The organism is Bacteroides sp. L008 (assembly GCF_040812255.1).
Taxonomy (GTDB): domain Bacteria; phylum Bacteroidota; class Bacteroidia; order Bacteroidales; family Bacteroidaceae; genus Bacteroides; species Bacteroides vicugnae.
Window position 1 is genome coordinate 4,384,101 of record NZ_JBFNXO010000001.1, and the last position, 18,088, is coordinate 4,402,188.

Below are 18,088 nucleotides of genomic sequence, written 5' to 3' on the forward strand. Positions count from 1 at the left end.
TTAATCCTCTTTACTATCTGTCACGTTCCAATTTCTGAAGTCATACACGCGTGATTCTTTTCCATGCGAAATATTCAGGAAACGTCCGTTCACCGCTTGTTCCATCCATGGGTTTGAATACAAAGGCCAATTTTCATAATCCACCTTTTCTCCGTTGACGAAACGTCCGTAGTTGTAGATAATTTTTAGTGTATCACCGCTAAGTGAGTGATAAATGGTCTGTCGGTATTCCGGATTGGTAACGATGTATTCCAGTTTCGTTGTTTTCAGTATATCTTCTGCAAACAGGTCCAAAGCTGTTTGCGTTCCTGTAGGCTGATATTTATCCGGCAAACAGGTTTCTATGACTGCGGCAGTGCCACGTTGGTCACAGCGTAACATCTTATGTTTTACCCCGCGGAACATCCGGTCTTCGTCCCATGTGTATGGATGACAGAATTTTACGGCAAACAGAACACTTCCTCCGTCAAAGAATATCCAGCCGGATTTGTCCTCTTTCATTTGTTTTATTGCATCAATAGGCACTACTCCTGTCACATACGGATGGGGTTCTTCCGATTCTATTTTATACATGGCCAGCAACGTGCCGTTATGTTGTAATACTTGTTCGCGACAAGTAGCTCCGAAAAGGCTTTCGGCTGATCTACCATAATGACTGATATGAGTCAGGAAGAAAGTACTTGCGGGTGCATCCGATTCCCATACCAGTTTCCACCGGCGCATCTGCGCGCTCCATCCCAGACTGATTCCATCCCATTGACTGGCTAATCCATACGTTTTGTTGATATATGTATATTTCTTGAATCCCCATGGATAGTTGAGTTGTGCAAATGGAGTCATATCATGCGATTCTTTATGTACGTATGCATTTTTTCTATCCGATGCTATATGCTGTATAATCTCTGGTACACGATAGGAAGAAACGGCCGCCAGTACAGAGTAAAAGCCTTCATTGTTCACAATCAACTCTCCGTTTTCATACTTTTGCTCTAATACCGGATTGGGACCGCCACCAAAAAACAACCAGCCTAAAAGTGGATAAGGACTCATCATATGAGGAGAACAAGCAAAATAATATTCCCGTAGAGAGGAAGATATGAAATAACCATTCAACCATTCGGGTGCCATGTTGAGTAAATGCCATTCAAGAGTCATTTGTACCTGTTTCTTAAATTCAGCATCCTTGCTGTGGTCATACAAAGAAAGAAGGCAAGTGATATAGAATGTGCCGTACGTAGGAGAATCAAACTCTTTGATACCATAACGTACCGTCTTATCCATTACATCCATAAGTACTGAACGGCAATGTGCCATTACCGTGTCGGCTTTCCCCCAGTCGGGGAAAGCCAGTGCGGTAAGATATCCAGCTGTTTTAAACATCAGTCTATGATTTTCGGTACTTCCATCTGCCAAATAATCCTCGCTTGTCATACGTTTCCGTACCTTCTCTTTCAGCTCTTTCGGGTATACAGACTGAAAGCGTAGATACGCGTCGATATTCTGATGACAATCGAACATGTCGAAGGGTGCATCTTCCTGCATCCGGTTCAGCATATCCAGAGCATACTTGACATCTTTCTTTGTTTCCAGGCGAGCTAAAACAAATCCCATTGCTGTCTTGATGTCGTTATCTCCCCAATATTGGTCGTTTGGACGGGCTTTGGAGTAATAATCAAGGAGATATTTTTTCCGCTCGTCAAAAGAAGACGCAGAGGTGAGAGAGAGAAACAGAAAAGCAAATGCCAGTAAAATCAACAGCTTTTTCATACTTAATATCCTTTACTTTGTTTCATTAATGGATTCGTTCTCAATTCACTTTCAGGTATCGGAAGATAATAGTCTTGTGGATCGTAATGTACAGTTCCTGCCTTTGTTGAAGGATATTTGGCCAATTCCTGTTCCAATATTCCCCAACGGCAAATATCATACCAACGGATATTTTCAAAGAATAGCTCTTTGTAACGTTCTTCCTGAAGGATTTCCATGGTGACAGTCGAAAAATCTTCTCCTTTTGTACCGGGTACGTCGTAGTTACTTTCTCCCCATGCCCGGCGACGGACTTTGTTCACATATTCGGTGGCCACATCTACAGAGTTCAGTTTGAGCATTACTTCGGCATACATCAGATAAATATCCGCCAAGCGGATGATATCTACATTCTTGGTTGAGAATACAGGTGAAGACACGTTATAGAAGTCGGTATACTTACGTGCGTAATATCTGTAATCGGGCACATCCGTATCCGCCTTTATAAATGTAATGCCGGTAGTGGCTGTACTCCAAGCTTGCCATGTATAATCGTATAATGTAGCTTCATACAGACGTGGATCGTCTCCGAATCGTGCAGCAGTACGTTGATCGACGAAAAAGTTGTTCCAGGCACCCGGAGCTCCTCCGAAGATACGAACCAGGTGATGTTGGGGGGCATCATCATAGGCACTTCCTGACGAGAGGTAATATTGCAGGGAGAAGATACATTCGGGATTGTTGTCCGTATGCTGAATGTAATCTGTAAAGTTGACCGGTTTGTCCAATTTGAAGCGGCTGTCGCCTATCACTTTCTCAAATTCTGTCTTGGCATTGGCATAGTCGCTCATATACAGATACACTTTTCCGAGTAATGCATGTACAGCCGGTTTTTGGGCCCATCCCTGGTCTTTTGTATAATCAGTGTCTGTATAGCCGGGACCGGGTACTGCAGTATTGACCGGGATCTGGTTGTCTCCAATGCAGGTTTCGGCTTTTTTCAGATCCTTGATTATCAATTGATAACATTCTTCAATAGTTGATCTGGCTGTAATTGCATTACTAGCGTCTGCAATACCTTCCATCAGAATGATTCCTTTCGCATCCTTGTTGTTTGGATACATTCCCCCGAAAGAAGGTCCTTGTTCTCCGAACAGGCGTAATAGATCGAAATGTATGAATGCTCTTAAAAATAAACTTTCACCCTGGAAGTTCATTACCATTGTTTTTTTCTCTTCATCCAGCGCTTCCAAGTCTACATGGTCGATCAAGTCTAGCATGAGATTGGCAGAAGCCAAGGCTTTATAGTATTTTATGTAGGCCTCTTCTACATTCTTGTTGCTGGAAGTGAGCCCATTGATGGCCCATTGATTACGTTGTTCTTCGCCCAGCCAATCAATATCCATTTCGTGCGACATGGTTGACATATATTCCGTCTGTCTTCCATAAAGCATGATAGAACCTAGAGACCTGTAAGCGCTTCCCAAAAATTCGCCTAACTTTGCGGGGTTTTTTTGTATGATTTCTCCAATATTATCGTCTGATACAGACGTTGTTAGAGGATGATCCAGAAAATCACTGCATGCTGATGTCAGAAGCAGACATCCTGCTATGAACATATATTTAATTTTCATATTTATATTTTTATCTGATTAAAAACCAACATTAAGACCAAATGAAATAGAACGGGACTGAGGATATTGAGTTAAGCTATATACTCCCTGTTCGGCATTGTTATTACCTATAAATTCAGGATCAAATCCTTTGAATTTAGTGAATGTCAGTGCATTTTCTACTCCTACATAAATTTTCAGTTTTGATAATTTCATTTTAGATACTACCGATTTCTTAAAGTTATATCCTAGCTGAATGTTTTTTAATCTCAAGTATGAACCATCCTCAACCATATATGAGTTAGGCAATTGATAGTTGTGGGTAGCATTACCCAGACGAGGTTGGCTGGTTTGGGTATTGTTGGGTGTCCATGCATTCCACACATCCGGAGTTGAGTTCCAGTCAGCATTCATATTTTCAAGACATTGTTTGGTATTGTTGTATATATCTCTGTCAGCTACCCCCTGCCAGTTCATGTTGAACTCAAAACCTTTGTATTCCAAGTTCACATTGAATCCATATACATATGTTGGCCAAGGGTTACCTATTGAAGTCATGTCTTCATCATTGATACGTCCGTCTCCATTCAGGTCTTTAAATTTAATATCTCCCGGGCCTATATTTCCTGCATCGTATGCTACGCCCCATTTTTCCATTGATATCGCATTCAAGGCATCTATTTCTGCCTGTGTTTGATACAATCCGTCTGCTACGTATCCCCAAAATGCTGCTACCGGTCCGTCTACGAGTGTGCGATTGAAGCTTCCTCCGGACAAATAGCTGGCATTACCGATGTTTAGTACTTTATTTTTGTTGTACGAGATATTTCCACTTACGAGGTAGTTGAAATGATTGATTGATCCTCTGTATGACAAAGCCACTTCAATACCTTTGTTGCTGATTTCTCCTTTGTTCAACTTATAAGTACTACTACCAACACCGATATGTGAAGGCATTTTTTGTTCAATCAATGCATCGCGTGTTTTCTTGTTGTATAGGTCGATAGTGGCTGTAAAAGCATTATTCCATGCTCCAAGATCTATTCCGATGTTAGTTATTCTTGTTTTTTCCCATGTTACGTCTTTATTCGGAGTTTTCTGGGCCAACCAAGTACCATTCGTTTGTAATTTATATTCTTGTCTCCACCAGTTTTTGTCTATACTGTTGTTGCCAATTTCTCCGATACCAAACCTTAGTTTCAAGTCATTAATCTTTTCTACTTTAAAGAACTTCTCATTGGCTATGTTCCAACCAACAGACACAGATGGGAAGAAAGCGCTTCTTTTGCCCGGAGCAAATATATCAGTGGCATCATTTCTAAAGTTCGCTGTTAGCAGATAGCGGTTGTCATAAGCATAGGTAACACGTCCGAATATGGAGTAGCTACTTCCTGTAGCCCAAGAGTTGGTACCGTCTCTGTGATCGGTAAGAGCAGTACTTCTTAAGTCTTGAGCCGGTATACCCCATTCAGCATATCCTGATGCGTCATCATTACGTGATTCTCTTACTTCGAAACCGACCATTGCTCCAAGATCGTGTTTACCAATCAATTTATTATAGTTTACGTATGTATTCAACAAGTAGGAAGTACTTTGATTGTGAGAATAATCCAATTGGTGTCCTTGGATGTTTTTTCCTTCCACAAAGTCGATAGAGTTGGTTGATATGCCTCCAAATGTATTATATAAGAAGCTTGAAGTCGCATGATTGCTAAGAGTTCCTGTCAGGTTGGTAGTCCATACCAGTCCTTTTATCGGGGTGATGATTACTTGCAAATTTCCCCATGCAACGTTCCATTTCTCCCAATGATCTTTCAAGTCAGCGCTTTCCAATGGGTTTCCTCCCTGCCAGTCGATTGTTCCTGCAAATTCATCAGTGAAGTATCCATATCCTGTACCCATCGGGTTGGTGTCATCGTATACATTCATGGCTGGATTAGCGCGAAGGACGTGTTGCCAGTTCAATGCATTATGTTTTCTTTTTGAGTGACTGAAATTTACTGTCTGACTGAATTTTAGCCATTTCAATGGAGTTTGTTCGAATCGGGTTTTAATGGCCCATTTCTCGTAGTTTGTATTCACATAGGTACCCTCGTCATTCTCGTACATGGCAGAAAGGAAATAAGATGATCTATCGGAAGCTCCGGAGATGTCAATGCTATGAGAATGTTCTATTCCGGTGCCAAACATAACGTCTACCCAATCAGTATTAGGTAATTGCGATACTTCATTTGGAGTCAGGAAATAGAACGATTTAATATCATTAGTTGTAGGTTCGCCCTTATCCGGATTGTTGGACATCCATCTGGCCTTGTACATATCAATGTAACCTTGGGTTCCCAGCATTTCAGGAAGTCCGAGGGCATGGTTTATCTTTACGTATCCGTTGTAGTTCACGGCTATTCTTCCTTTAGCACCTTTCTTGGTTGTCACCAATACGACTCCATTGGCTGCTTCAATTCCATAGATGGCGGCGGATGCGGCATCTTTTAATAATTGGATAGACTCCACTTCATTAAAATTATCCAGTGGCATTCCAGGCACTCCATCGATAATCCAGAGTGGAGCGGCATTATTTAGTGTTCCTACACCGCGCATATATACAGAGGAACCCTCACCGGGTAATCCGCTTTTCCTTGATACATAGACGGGTGCTTTTCCTTGTAGGGCTTGAGAGGCATCATTGGTGGCCATCGTATGTAGGTCTCGTGTGCCCAAAGATGTAATAGATCCGGATACATTCGCTTTCTTTTGTACACCATAACCTACGACGATGACTTCTTCCAGCTGCTTAGAGTCTTCTGTTAATACAACTTTCAGATTTTTACTTTGGTTGTTTACAGCGATTGTTTGTGTAATGTATCCTACATAGCTGAAAGTCAGTTTCCCGGTAGCATTTTTCAGCTTAATCGAGAATTTACCATCTATATCGGTTATTACCCCGTTTGTAGTTCCCGTCTCGGTCACTGTAACACCTATCAGAGGATCATTCTGATCGGAAATAACAGCTCCATTGACGACTGCTGTACCCTGTGCGTTCGTATATTGTATTCCCGTCAGGAATATCAATATCAGAAGCTTAATTTTTAAGTACTTTTTCATTGTTTTAAATTTTAAAGTTATACAAAACGAATTTTGCTGTAAAAGTATTGCATTTAGATCAATGTGACCGAATGAAAAAAGCAATAAAGTAAAAACAAAACATGAACAAAATACAAACAAAAGTGCTTTGGCCAAGGGTTTGGCGGATAATAGAGGGTTTCTCTCGTCTTTGTTCAAGACAAATATATTCTATTATTGGATGACTGTACCGGAAATTTGTTTCTTTTTGGGGATGCTATAAATCAAATAGAGGTAAGGTTGGGAGCAATCGCTTATGTGCGTGGTCATTATCGTACTTTGTTTATGTTTTGTTCGCGTTTTGTTTTTCCTTTTTCTCTTCTTTCTTAGCTTTTTGTAGACATATATATGGAGATTTTGGGATAAATTTGCTTCATAAAAATCTAAAGAAAAAGATGAGAAAAATAATATGGACCATCATGGCGTTATGTGCCCTGTCCGGGTGCAGATACGAAAATAGTACTATCAGTGCAGATAGTTTGTTGGACTTTGTCGACCCATTAATAGGTACAGGTGGACATGGACATACGTTTCCGGGGGCAGCATACCCTTTCGGAATGGTACAATTAAGTCCTGACACAGGACTTGAAGGATGGGATTGGTGTTCCGGCTATCATTATTCCGATAGTTCCATCATTGGTTTTTCTCATACGCATCTTTCGGGTACAGGACGTTCCGATCTGATGGATGTGATGTTGATGCCTGCGACGGGAAATTTGAAATTGAATCCGGGATCGAAAGATAAACCGGATGAAGGATATCGCTCCCGTTTTTCACATGATGAGGAGTCTGCATCTCCGGGATATTATAAAGTAAGGTTGAAAGATTATGATATTATGGCTGAATTGACCGTATCTCCTCGATGCGGTTTTCATCGTTATACCTTTCCTGAAAGTAAATCTTCTTATATTATATTGGATTTATCTCATCATTTCGCAACTGATTCTGTTCTTTTTACTTCCATGAATAGGATAGACAGTTGTACAATAATAGGTGAAAGGAGGACAAAAGGCTGGGGTGAGCCCGGAGAAAAATACTGGAGTGAACAACAATTGTTTTTTGCTTTGAAAGTATCTAAGGCATTTGACTTGTCTGTTGCTGTGGATGATCTGTTTATTCAGGAAAAACAAGCTTCCGGCAAAAATATAAAAGCTATTCTTAATTTTGAAACTTCCTCTAATGAGATGGTGTTAGTAAAAGTGGGAATATCTGCTATAAGTGCAGAAAATGCACTTCAAAATCTTTCGGAAGAGATACCGCATTGGGATTTTAACAAAACGCTTAGCGAGACACAGTCGATATGGGAAAAAGAATTATCAAAGATTAAGGTAGAAGCTTCTGATAAGAATAAAATAATTTTTTACACAGCGCTGTACCATTCTTTATTGGCCCCTTATTTGTATAATGATGTGAATAAAGAGTACTTGGGCCTTGATAAACAGATACATACAGCCGAAGGGTTCAATAACTATACAGTGTTGTCGCTGTGGGATACTTTTCGTGCTGAGAATCCGTTATTAACGTTGATTGCTCCAGATAAAACGAACGATCTGGTACAATCTATGCTTGCGCAGTATGATCAGTATGGATTACTGCCGGTGTGGCCATTATGGTCGAGTGAAACAAATTGTATGATTGGCTATCATGCCATTCCGGTTATTGTAGACGCATACTTCAAAGGTATAAGAAATTATGATGTGGAAAAGGCGTATCAAGCCATGAGGACATCGGCTATGCAGGATAACTTTGGTGTGAAAGAGCTGAAACAATACGGTTATATTCCTTATGACATTTACAATAAATCGGTTTCTGCGGCTTTGGAATATTGCTATGACGATTGGTGTATAGCTCAAATGGCCAAGGACTTGGGTAAGATGGATGATTATAACTATTTTATAAGCCGGTCTTCCGGTTATAAAACATATTTTGACAAAGAATATAAACTAATGAACGGTTTTTCGAGCAAAGGCAGTTTCCGCCGTCCGTTTGATCCTTTCTTTTCATCTTATGGGGAATGTGATTGGGTGGAAGGAAATTCATGGCAATACTCTTTCTTTGTTCCTCACGATGTGCAAGGGTTGATAAATCTATATGGGGGCAGTGAGGAATTTGTCAATGCTCTCGATACCTTATTTTCCATGCCTATGGGTATGTCAGGCCATGATGTGCCGATAGATATAACCGGACTTATCGGCCAGTATGCACATGGCAATGAGCCTAGCCATCATGTAGCTTATCTTTATAATTATGCGGGCCAGCCTCATAAAGCTCAACAACGGTTGCATGAAATCATGTCTACTTTGTATACTGATCGGCCGGACGGATTATGTGGTAATGAGGATTGCGGGCAAATGTCGGCTTGGTATGTCTTCAGCGCGATGGGATTCTATCCTGTGAATCCCGCGGAAGGAATATATATTCTGGGTAAACCGATGGTAGAAAATGTTGAAATTACCATTGGAAACAAGCTCTTTAAAGTGAAAACAGCAGGGTGGAATGATGAGAACATATATGTGCAATCGGTGAAACTTAATGGTGAGGTTTATAATAAGCTTTTTATTACACATACCGATATAGTGGATGGAGGAATCTTGGAATTTACGATGGGTTCGGTTCCGGGTAACTTTGGGGATTCGGTTTTACCTCCGTCTTTATCCGAAATTCTAAGTGAATAATGAGAAGTCTGAAGCTCCTGTTATATCTGTTTATATCTTGCTTGTGTTTTGGTTGCAAGTCTTCTTTGCCCCAAAAAAGCCGGATAAATAAGCAAAATGATGTGTATGTTTTGTCTTTTGCTGACCTCTCTTTCAGCGTATCGGCAAAAAAGGGGGGACGGATTATTTCTTTTAAATGCAGAGATAAGGAACTGCTGACTTCTGATTTGGTACATAGTAAGTATTACGGAGCAACGTTCTGGTTATCTCCACAGTCAAACTATTGGCCACAATATCGGTGTGTCGATGAGCTTCCTTATAAGGCAGAGATAGACGGACAAATTCTTCGACTGGTGAGTTCGCCGGATTCTTTAAGCGGTATCTCTATCATTAAGGAGTTTTCTGTATCAGAAAGAGATTCATCTATATTGATTAATTATTCTGTTCGGAATGTATCTTGCCAGCTAAAGAGATTTGCCCCCTGGGATGTGGTGAGAGTGCATGGAGGTTTGAGCTTTTTCCCTGTAGGAGAGGCAGATCAGATGAATAAGTCTGATGTCACGGGAGCATATGAGGATAAGGGTATAATGTGGGTTCCATGTCCGGATGGTACCAATGAGAGAGGTCAGAAATTATACTCGACTGCTTATGAAGGTTGGATCGCTCATTATTATAAGGAGCTTCTGTTTATAAAATGTTTCCCGGACATTGGACCCGGTGAAGTTCCTCCCGGACAAGGTGAAGCAGAGATTTTCGTAGCACAGAAGGGGCGGTATCTGGAACTTGAAAATCACGGAAGATATACAGAACTGTCACCCGGAGAGTCTTTGGTATATCAACAAAAATGGTTTTTGAAAGATGTGTCCGACGGGAGAGTATCTGATTGGACCAGCAAATTGAAAAGATATATAGATAAACAAAAAAAACGTAGATAAAGCTTGCTTTTGCACCGGTAAAGACTTGTGGTATCAGATTTGTCCGTTCTCCACCATCAATACCACGCGTTCCGTTAGTTTGTCCTCACCTTGCGGATCATATTCTTTCTTTAAACTGGCCCCGAATAGTGCGGCAAATGCTTGATAGAACCCTGCCTTGAAAGGTCCCATAAACGCTTTTACCAGTTCATAACTAGTCTGATTACTTTGACGGTCCACAAGCTTTATCAACAATTTTCCCTGTGCAAAAGAGAGTTTCTTCATTCGGGCAGTATATTGATCTTTCAATCCTTTTTCAACCCGTTTGATATGTTTTTGGCGGGCTTTCTCATTGGGTAGAGTCTGAAGATATTCATAAGTTTCGATGATAGCCTGATTAATTTCTTTGGAAATAGGATATACCTTTTTCACGTTCCGAATCAATCGATAGTACTCCTGACGTTCCTTTTCATTTTTGAACTTAAGTGGTTTGAAGATATACACAGTCGGTAGCTGGATACTTGGGATTGTATCTCCATTGTAGATACACATCGGAACCAAATATCCATTGATGCTTTGTTTTTCCTGTGCCTGCAAATGTAGTGAGCAGCAAACAGTGGCAAACAGTGTCATTACTACTATGTTAAGCCTTCTTTTCACGATACAAAAATAGAATTAAAATTTTATTATTCAGACATATCTTTCAGACGTTAACCTATTTAAAGTATCTTTGCCCCCTTGTATGTAAAAAAGCGAGAAGATAATACACATTTTATTGATGAAAACTACTCAACTAATCCGGTTGATAAGTATTATAAACAGCCTGTTCATAATTCCTGCTTGTAGTGCTCAAAACCCTTCTGAAAGTCTTTTAGAGGATGTTCTTGAAGATTTATCTGTTAATAACGATATTAATAACTCTGTTAATACCTTGAATTGGGAGAATGAATTGGAAGAACTTTCCAATCGTCTGCAAGAACCTATTAATTTGAATGTTGCTACCCGTGAACAACTCGAACAGTTTCCTTTCCTTAGTGATATTCAGATTGAACATCTGCTGGCTTACATCTATATACACGGACAGATGAAAACTATCTATGAACTTCAACTAGTGGAAGATATGGATAAGCAGACAATTCAGTATTTACTACCATTCGTCTGTATAAAAGCTATTAACAATGAATCTTCTTTTCGGTGGAAAACTATGTTGAAAAGCGCAGCGAAGTATGGAAAAAATGAACTGTTAACTCGCTTTGATATACCACTTTATAAACGAAAAGGTTATGAACATACTTATTTAGGACCTTCTGTTTATAACTCTGTGAAATACAGTTTTCGATATAGTGACCGACTCTATGCAGGAGTCGTTGTAGAAAAAGATGCCGGAGAACCTTTGGGAGCTTTACACAATCGCTATGGCTACGATTATTATTCCTTTTATCTGTTATTAAAAGATTGTGGGCGATTAAAAGCATTAGCTGTTGGTAACTATCGGCTTAGTTTTGGACAAGGATTGGTGATTAGCACTGATTATCTGATGGGAAAAACAGTCTATGCCTCTTCTTTCAACAATCGTAGCAGCAGGATAAAGAAACACTCTTCCAGTGATGAATACAATTATTTCAGAGGAGTGGCTGCCACAGTTGCTTTATCTAAGGATTGGGACATTTCCGGTTTTTATTCGCATCGTTCATTGGATGGCGTGATAACAGATGGAGAAATTACCTCTATCTATAAAACCGGATTACACCGGAGCCGGAAAGAAGCAGATAAAAAGCATCTGTTCACTATGCAATTAACAGGTGGAAATGTGAGTTATCAACACAACCGTATCAGACTGGGTATCACCGCTATTTACTACCTTTTCAACCGATCTTATGAACCGGAATTAACAGGCTATTCCAAATACAATCTCCACGGCAATAACTTCTACAATTTAGGAATAGAGTATGCTTATCGTTGGCATCGTTTCTCTTTTCAGGGAGAGACAGCGATAGGAAAACAAGGTTGGGCCTCTTTGAACCGTTTGCAGTATTCACCGGTTCAAAACACCCAAATCATGTTGATACATCGGTTCTATTCCTATAATTATTGGGCTATGTTCACCCATTCATTCGGTGAGGGAAGTACGACTCAAAACGAACAGGGATATTATATCGGATTGGAGACTTCTCCTTTTGCCTATTGGAAGTTCTTTGCATCATTCGATTTGTTTTCCTTCCCATGGAAAAAATACAGAATAAATAAACCCTCCCGTGGAACAGATGGTCTGGTTCAAGCTACTTTCACTCCACTTAGTAATCTATCCATGTATCTAAAGTATCGCTATAAACAAAAAGAACGTGATTGGACAGGTAGTAAAGGAACGCTAACGCTTCCTATTTTTCATCATCAGCTTCGCTATCGTTTGAACTATTCTTTGGGAGATGTGTTAAGCAGTCGTACAACTTTAGATTATAATCATTTTCATTCTCAGGACAGAGCTGCTAATAAAGGATATCAGGTTACACAAATGATATCCTCCCAACTGCCTTGGGCCAGGCTGTTTGCTGACGTTCAAGGCAGTTATTTTTTTACAGATGATTATGATTCGCGTGTATATGTTTCGGAAAGCGGACTGCTTTATACGTTTTACACTCCGTCATTTCAAGGGCGTGGCTTCCGATGTGCCGTTCGTTTAAGATATGAACTGAACAAACATTTCCTGTTGATAACCAAGTTCGGTGAAACTGTCTATTTCGACCGTAACGAAATCGGTTCCGGCAATGATTTGATCTGTGGAAATAAAAAAGCAGATGTACAAATGCAACTGCGTATCAAGTTTTAATGTATATTTGTCTGCCAAAAAATAACAGAAGAATACGATATTGAATGAAAGACCGGACTACTTTTGACAGAATGTTTAATGAATGGTATGCACAATTCGTGTATTTTGCATACTATTTTATAAGCGATGTTGAAGTATGCAAAGATATTGTAAGTGATGCTTTTGAATATTTGTGGCGTAATTATGATAAAATAGAAGAAGCTACGGCAAAAACTTATCTTTATACAATTATCCGCACGCGTTGTATCGACTATCTCCGTAAACAAAATATTCATGAAGAATATGTGGAATTTGCTTCACGATTAACCAATAAAATCATAGAGTCTGGTTCGCAGCAGACAGATACACGTATTTCTCAGATACGCAAGGCGATGGAAAAGTTGACTCCTTACAACTGCCATATTCTGGAAGCTTGTTATATTCATAATAAAAAGTACAAGGAGGTAGCTGAAGAATTAAATGTGAGTGTTGCGGCTATCCATAAGAATATAGTGAAGGCTTTGCGTATTCTTCGTGAAGAATTAGGCCGGAAAGGTAACCGGGATGGACTTTAAAACGTAAATATTATATATTGAATGAATTATTTATGGATGAGAAGAATATAAATATAAATAAGTCGGAAGAAGAAGCTTTGAAAATTATGGAGAATGTTTCCCATATAACTTCTGACCAATTACATGGCTTGGAGAAAGATGAAGAATGTTTCCAGGCATGTGTTGATATTGCAGAGGTTGTGATGGAGATGCGGCAAAAGCAAAATACACTGGCAATTAATGTTCAGAAAGAATTGGTAGACTTTCATAATAAACGTTTGAATAATAACAAAAAGAAGAATACGCGTATTCTGTGGACTGCTATTGCAGGAGTAGCGGCAACTGTCATTGTAATCCTGATTTTACGTACAATGATGATTTCACCGGAACCAAAACTGGAAAGTATTAAAATTTTTGAAGCAAACCATGCCATCGCACAAGCTACTTTGCAAATTGATGACGAAAAGGAAATAAGACCTTTGAAAGATCAAAAAATTGACTATCATCGTACTATTCAGACAGAAAATAAAGAGGTCGGAAAACAGAAAGTACAAATACATAGATTAAGTATTCCCAGGGGAGAAACATTCAAAGTTGTTTTATCCGAAGGAACTGAAGTCTTTTTGAATTCGGACAGCCGGTTGGTTTATCCTACCGTTTTTAAGGGAAAAGAGAGGATCGTTTCGTTGGAAGGGGAAGCTTATTTTAAAGTAAGTAAAGATGTCGAACATCCTTTTATTGTAAAAACCGGAAATGTGCAGGTTCGTGTCTTAGGAACAGAGTTTAATGTACGTGGATACTCTCCTGCCGATGTCCGTATCACATTAATTACAGGAAAAGTAGCTGTCAGCGATACCTGCGGAACTCATAACGTTGAAATGGAGCCGGGACAAAGTGCACAACTTTCTACTGACGGAACATTTGCTTTGAGTGAAGTTAATATAGAATCATTTTTGTATTGGAAGGAAGGATTTTTCTATTTTGATGATATCCCTCTGGCTGACATGATGAAAGAGATAGGGCGTTGGTACAATATAGATATAGAATTCCGCAACAGTAAAATTATGGATCTCCGTATGCATTTCTTTGCAAATCGTCATCAAGACATTTTTAATTTGATTGAATTATTGAATCGAATGGAGAGAGTTCATGCCTATTTTGAAACAGGAAAACTTATTATTGAATAAAAAACGAGCAAAACGTCATAAATCTGAATAGGAATACATATTTCTGAAAATAAATTCTTTTAAGGGTAACCATTCTTTTTTAAACTTCGTATACAATTAAAAGAATGAAATACTATTTAACTATTCAGGCTTATGAAAAAAAATCAGGCACAAAAGTTCATTGTTTTGTTCTTGCTTTTCCTTTTTGCGTATTCGTGGCGCATTGAAGCACAAACAGGTAAAGAAAAGCAAATAACGATGGAGTTTAAAAATGAAGGATTACCTTCTATTTTTAAACATTTGGAGAAAGTATCGGGATATAAAGTTCTTTTTATCTACGATGAGATTAGTTCTTATACTTCTACCGGGAAAGTTGAGAAAGCTACTATTGGTGAAGCTTTAAAGGTGATTATCGGGAAAAATCCATTGAAATATCACATTGACGGACAATTTATCAATATCACTAAAAAGAATCCTAAAAAGAATATTTCACAAGTAAAAGGAAAAGTGCTTTCCGAAGAAGACGGGTTTCCGGTTATCGGTGCCACTATTATAGTGGAAGATGCCAATATCCGTACCATCACAGATAATAATGGTAATTTCCAGCTTTCTGATGTTCCGGAAGATAGTCAGGTGAGGATTTCTTATGTAGGTTTGGAAACTCAGTTGTTGAATCCTTCAACATTTATGTCAGTAGTGATGAAGTCTGATACAAAAGCACTGGATGAAGTGGTGGTAACAGGTATGTTTAATAGGAAAAAAGAAGGATTTACCGGCTCTGCTGTTACTATAAAGGGCGAAGATCTGAAAAAATATAGTACGAATAATGTAGCTAAAGCAATTGCGGCTGTTGCTCCCGGGCTTCGTATCGTAGATAATATTAATATGGGGTCAAATCCGAATAATCTACCTGATATGCGTATGCGTGGTAGTGCAAATATGGATTTGAATGCACAAGCTACGGTAGACTTTAATTCAGCCAGTAATGACGTATTGGCGGTCCAAGGGGAATATGAGACTTATGCCAATCAACCATTGCTTATCATGGACGGATTTGAAATCAGTATACAGGCGCTTGCCGATATGGACCCCGACCGGGTTTCTTCCATCGTTTTGCTAAAAGATGCGGCGGCTACAGCTATTTATGGATCGCGTGCGGCAAATGGGGTAATTGTCATCGAAAGTAAGACGCCTAAACCGGGGCGTATCTGGGTAACTTATGGCGGTGAACTTCGTATTGAAGCTCCGGATATGACTGGATATAACCTGATGAATTCAAGAGAAAAGATAGATGCGGAATTACAGAGCGGGCTTTATACATACGGTGGTGAAACAGTTGAAAAATGGAGACTTTATCAATCAAAGTTGCGTGAAGTTTTGGCGGGAGTAAATACCTACTGGTTGGATAAACCTTTGCAGACTTCTTTTCAACAACGTCATACAGTTACACTGGAAGGAGGTGACGAAGCTTTGCGTTATCGTATGTATGTCGGATATAACAGTTCTCCGGGTGTGATGAAGGGCAGTAATCGTGATGTATTGACTGGTTCGCTTGATTTTCAGTATCGTCTGAAAAAAGTATTGTTAAAGAATAGCATTACATTGGATAATTCAGTGGCTGATGAATCTCCATGGGGAAGTTTTAGCGAATACACCCGCTTGAATCCTTATTTGCGTCCTTATGGAGAAAATGGAGAGATACAGAAACGTCTTGATAATTTTGAAGGACTAGGTGGTGAATCGAGTTATTTGAACCCCATGTATAATACAACGTTCAACAGTAAAGACCAGAGTAAGAATTTTACAGTGCGCGAACTTTTCAAGTTAGAATATAATCCTACTGAAGAATTGCGGTTTGAAGGTGCATTCTCTTTGTCCAAAAGTGTGGGACATCGCGATATGTTCCGTCCTGCACAACATACTTTTTTTGATAATGTGACTGATCCTACGTTAAGAGGTGATTATCGCAAAAGCCAGAGTGAATCTGTCAAGTGGGGAATAGATTTGACAGGAAGCTGGAACAAACAGTTGAAAGATCATTATCTGACCGCTAATGCCCGTATGAGTGTATTGGAAAATAATTCGGAGACGTATGGAAACTATGTGACGGGTTTTCCGAATGATAATATGGACAACTTGTTATTTGGTAAGAAGTATAATGAGAAAGTAGATGGGTTGGAAAGTACAACACGTTCCATTGGTTGGGTTGTTGCCGGAGGTTATTCTTATAAATATAAGTATTCATTTGATTTTAATGTGCGTCTGGACGGTTCCTCCCAGTTTGGAAAAGACAATCGGTGGGCACCTTTCTGGTCGACGGGATTACGTTGGGATTTGAAAAAAGAGAATTTCCTGAAAGATGTTTCTTTCATCTCTGACTTGATTTTAAGAGGCACGTATGGTACGACCGGTTCACAAGGTTTCAACCCTTATCAGGCACATGGCTATTACACCTATTCCAATTTATTGCTTCCTTATTATTCATCCGATGCGACAGGATCGGAAATTTTGGCCATGCACAATGAAGGCTTAAAGTGGCAGACTACAAAAAGCACGAATCTTGCATTGGAATTAGGACTTTTTGATCAGCGTTTTACCGCACGTGTGGAATACTACCGGAAAGTGACAGACAATATGATTACAGATATAAGTCTTGCTCCTTCTCTTGGTTTTAGCAGTTATCCGGAAAATCTGGGAAAGATTGAAAATAAGGGTTGGGAACTTTCTTTTTCTGCTATTCCTTATAAGAACGTTGCTAAACAGGCTTATTGGACAATTATGGTAAACGGTTCTCATAATACAGACAAATTACTCAAAATATCGGAAGCGATGAAATATGTGAACGATCAGAATGCATTAAAACTAAAGGATACACCACTGCCACGCTACGAAGAAGGTGAATCTCTTTCTCGCATTTGGGTAGTGCGTTCATTGGGTATTGACCCGGCTTCAGGAGATGAAATATTACTGAAAAGTAATGGAGAAATGACAAATGCCACTAACTGGAATGCCAATGATGTAGTACCTGTTGGAAATACAGAACCTAAATGGCAGGGATATATTAATTCTTCTTTTACGTACAGAGGATGGGGAGCAGATGTCAGTTTCAGGTATCAATTTGGCGGTCAGGTATACAATCAGACACTGCTTGACAAAGTGGAAAATGCCAATTTGAAATACAATGTAGACCGGCGGGTGACCCAACTGCGTTGGATGAAGCCGGGTGACAAGGCACAATTCCGTGGGCTTAACCCTGGCGGATGGGAGACGAAAGCTACTTCACGGTTCATTATGGATGAAAATATATTTCAGGGAAGTTCATTGTCTGTTTATTATCGTATGGACCGTACTAATACGAAGTTTATCACTCATTGGGGATTGAGTTCTGCTAAGGTAACGTTTAATATGGAGGACTTTTTCTATTGGTCTACAGTGAAACGCGAAAGAGGTTTATACTATCCGTATTCCCGTCAGTTTACATTTGCTTTGAATGTTGCTTTCTAATTAAAAACATA

The 18,088-nt window shown here is 39.5% G+C and carries 10 protein-coding genes; 6 read left to right on the forward strand and 4 right to left on the reverse strand.

Annotation, left to right across the window (positions count from 1 at the left end; genetic code table 11):
- Genes AB3G73_RS17205 through AB3G73_RS17215 form a run of 3 tightly spaced genes read right to left on the reverse strand, consistent with a single transcriptional unit; the run spans position 1 to position 6,461 of the window.
- Positions 1–1,767 carry a hypothetical protein gene (locus tag AB3G73_RS17205; RefSeq protein ID WP_298044003.1) on the reverse strand — a complete coding sequence of 589 codons (1,767 nt, stop codon included), beginning with the start codon at positions 1,765–1,767 and terminating at the stop codon, positions 1–3.
- Between the two features lie 2 nt (positions 1,768–1,769).
- Complete coding sequence (locus AB3G73_RS17210; protein ID WP_148367697.1) at positions 1,770–3,380, reverse strand: RagB/SusD family nutrient uptake outer membrane protein; 1,611 nt, start codon at positions 3,378–3,380, stop codon at positions 1,770–1,772.
- An 18-nt stretch (positions 3,381–3,398) separates the two neighbouring features.
- Positions 3,399–6,461: a TonB-dependent receptor gene (locus AB3G73_RS17215; protein ID WP_195648688.1), complete on the reverse strand. Its 3,063-nt coding sequence runs from the start codon at positions 6,459–6,461 to the stop codon at positions 3,399–3,401.
- A 413-nt stretch (positions 6,462–6,874) separates the two neighbouring features.
- On the opposite strand from AB3G73_RS17215, the gene AB3G73_RS17220 reads away from it, so the two are divergent.
- Both AB3G73_RS17220 and AB3G73_RS17225 read left to right on the forward strand, forming a co-directional pair.
- A complete protein-coding gene (locus tag AB3G73_RS17220) occupies positions 6,875–9,154 on the forward strand; it encodes a GH92 family glycosyl hydrolase (protein ID WP_298044002.1) in 2,280 nt (759 codons plus the stop codon).
- Positions 9,154–10,068 carry a DUF4380 domain-containing protein gene (locus tag AB3G73_RS17225; protein ID WP_298044001.1) on the forward strand — a complete coding sequence of 305 codons (915 nt, stop codon included), beginning with the start codon at positions 9,154–9,156 and terminating at the stop codon, positions 10,066–10,068. Before AB3G73_RS17220 ends, AB3G73_RS17225 begins: the two co-directional genes overlap by 1 nt.
- Positions 10,069–10,101: 33 nt before the next feature.
- On the opposite strand, the gene AB3G73_RS17230 is transcribed toward AB3G73_RS17225, so the two are convergent.
- A complete protein-coding gene (locus AB3G73_RS17230) occupies positions 10,102–10,680 on the reverse strand; it encodes a DUF4294 domain-containing protein (protein WP_148367701.1) in 579 nt (192 codons plus the stop codon).
- A gap of 145 nt (positions 10,681–10,825) precedes the next feature.
- On the opposite strand from AB3G73_RS17230, the gene AB3G73_RS17235 reads away from it, so the two are divergent.
- The 4 genes from AB3G73_RS17235 to AB3G73_RS17250 all read left to right on the forward strand — a co-directional run bounded on the left by AB3G73_RS17235 (position 10,826) and on the right by AB3G73_RS17250 (position 18,077).
- A complete protein-coding gene (locus AB3G73_RS17235; RefSeq protein ID WP_298044000.1) occupies positions 10,826–12,874 on the forward strand; it encodes a helix-hairpin-helix domain-containing protein in 2,049 nt (682 codons plus the stop codon).
- Positions 12,875–12,918: 44 nt separating this feature from the next.
- Entirely contained in the window at positions 12,919–13,428 is a 510-nt protein-coding gene (locus AB3G73_RS17240; RefSeq protein ID WP_148367703.1) for a sigma-70 family RNA polymerase sigma factor, read from the forward strand.
- A 32-nt stretch (positions 13,429–13,460) separates the two neighbouring features.
- On the forward strand, positions 13,461–14,594 hold the full coding sequence (locus AB3G73_RS17245) for a FecR family protein (RefSeq protein WP_148367704.1): 1,134 nt from the start codon (positions 13,461–13,463) through the stop codon (positions 14,592–14,594).
- Between the two features lie 132 nt (positions 14,595–14,726).
- On the forward strand, positions 14,727–18,077 hold the full coding sequence (locus AB3G73_RS17250; protein ID WP_217723016.1) for a SusC/RagA family TonB-linked outer membrane protein: 3,351 nt from the start codon (positions 14,727–14,729) through the stop codon (positions 18,075–18,077).
- The last annotated feature ends 11 nt before the right edge of the window (positions 18,078–18,088 follow it).

Bases quoted from the DNA above. Each gene is read 5' to 3' on its own strand.
- AB3G73_RS17245 (WP_148367704.1), top strand. From the start codon at position 13,461: ATGGATGAGAAGAATATAAATATAAATAAGTCGGAAGAAGAAGCTTTG.
- AB3G73_RS17220 (WP_298044002.1), top strand. From the start codon at position 6,875: ATGAGAAAAATAATATGGACCATCATGGCGTTATGTGCCCTGTCCGGG.
- AB3G73_RS17250 (WP_217723016.1), top strand. From the start codon at position 14,727: ATGAAAAAAAATCAGGCACAAAAGTTCATTGTTTTGTTCTTGCTTTTC.
- AB3G73_RS17235 (WP_298044000.1), top strand. From the start codon at position 10,826: ATGAAAACTACTCAACTAATCCGGTTGATAAGTATTATAAACAGCCTG.
- AB3G73_RS17205 (WP_298044003.1), bottom strand. From the start codon at position 1,767: ATGAAAAAGCTGTTGATTTTACTGGCATTTGCTTTTCTGTTTCTCTCT.
- AB3G73_RS17225 (WP_298044001.1), top strand. From the start codon at position 9,154: ATGAGAAGTCTGAAGCTCCTGTTATATCTGTTTATATCTTGCTTGTGT.
- AB3G73_RS17240 (WP_148367703.1), top strand. From the start codon at position 12,919: ATGAAAGACCGGACTACTTTTGACAGAATGTTTAATGAATGGTATGCA.
- AB3G73_RS17210 (WP_148367697.1), bottom strand. From the start codon at position 3,380: ATGAAAATTAAATATATGTTCATAGCAGGATGTCTGCTTCTGACATCA.
- AB3G73_RS17215 (WP_195648688.1), bottom strand. From the start codon at position 6,461: ATGAAAAAGTACTTAAAAATTAAGCTTCTGATATTGATATTCCTGACG.
- AB3G73_RS17230 (WP_148367701.1), bottom strand. From the start codon at position 10,680: ATGACACTGTTTGCCACTGTTTGCTGCTCACTACATTTGCAGGCACAG.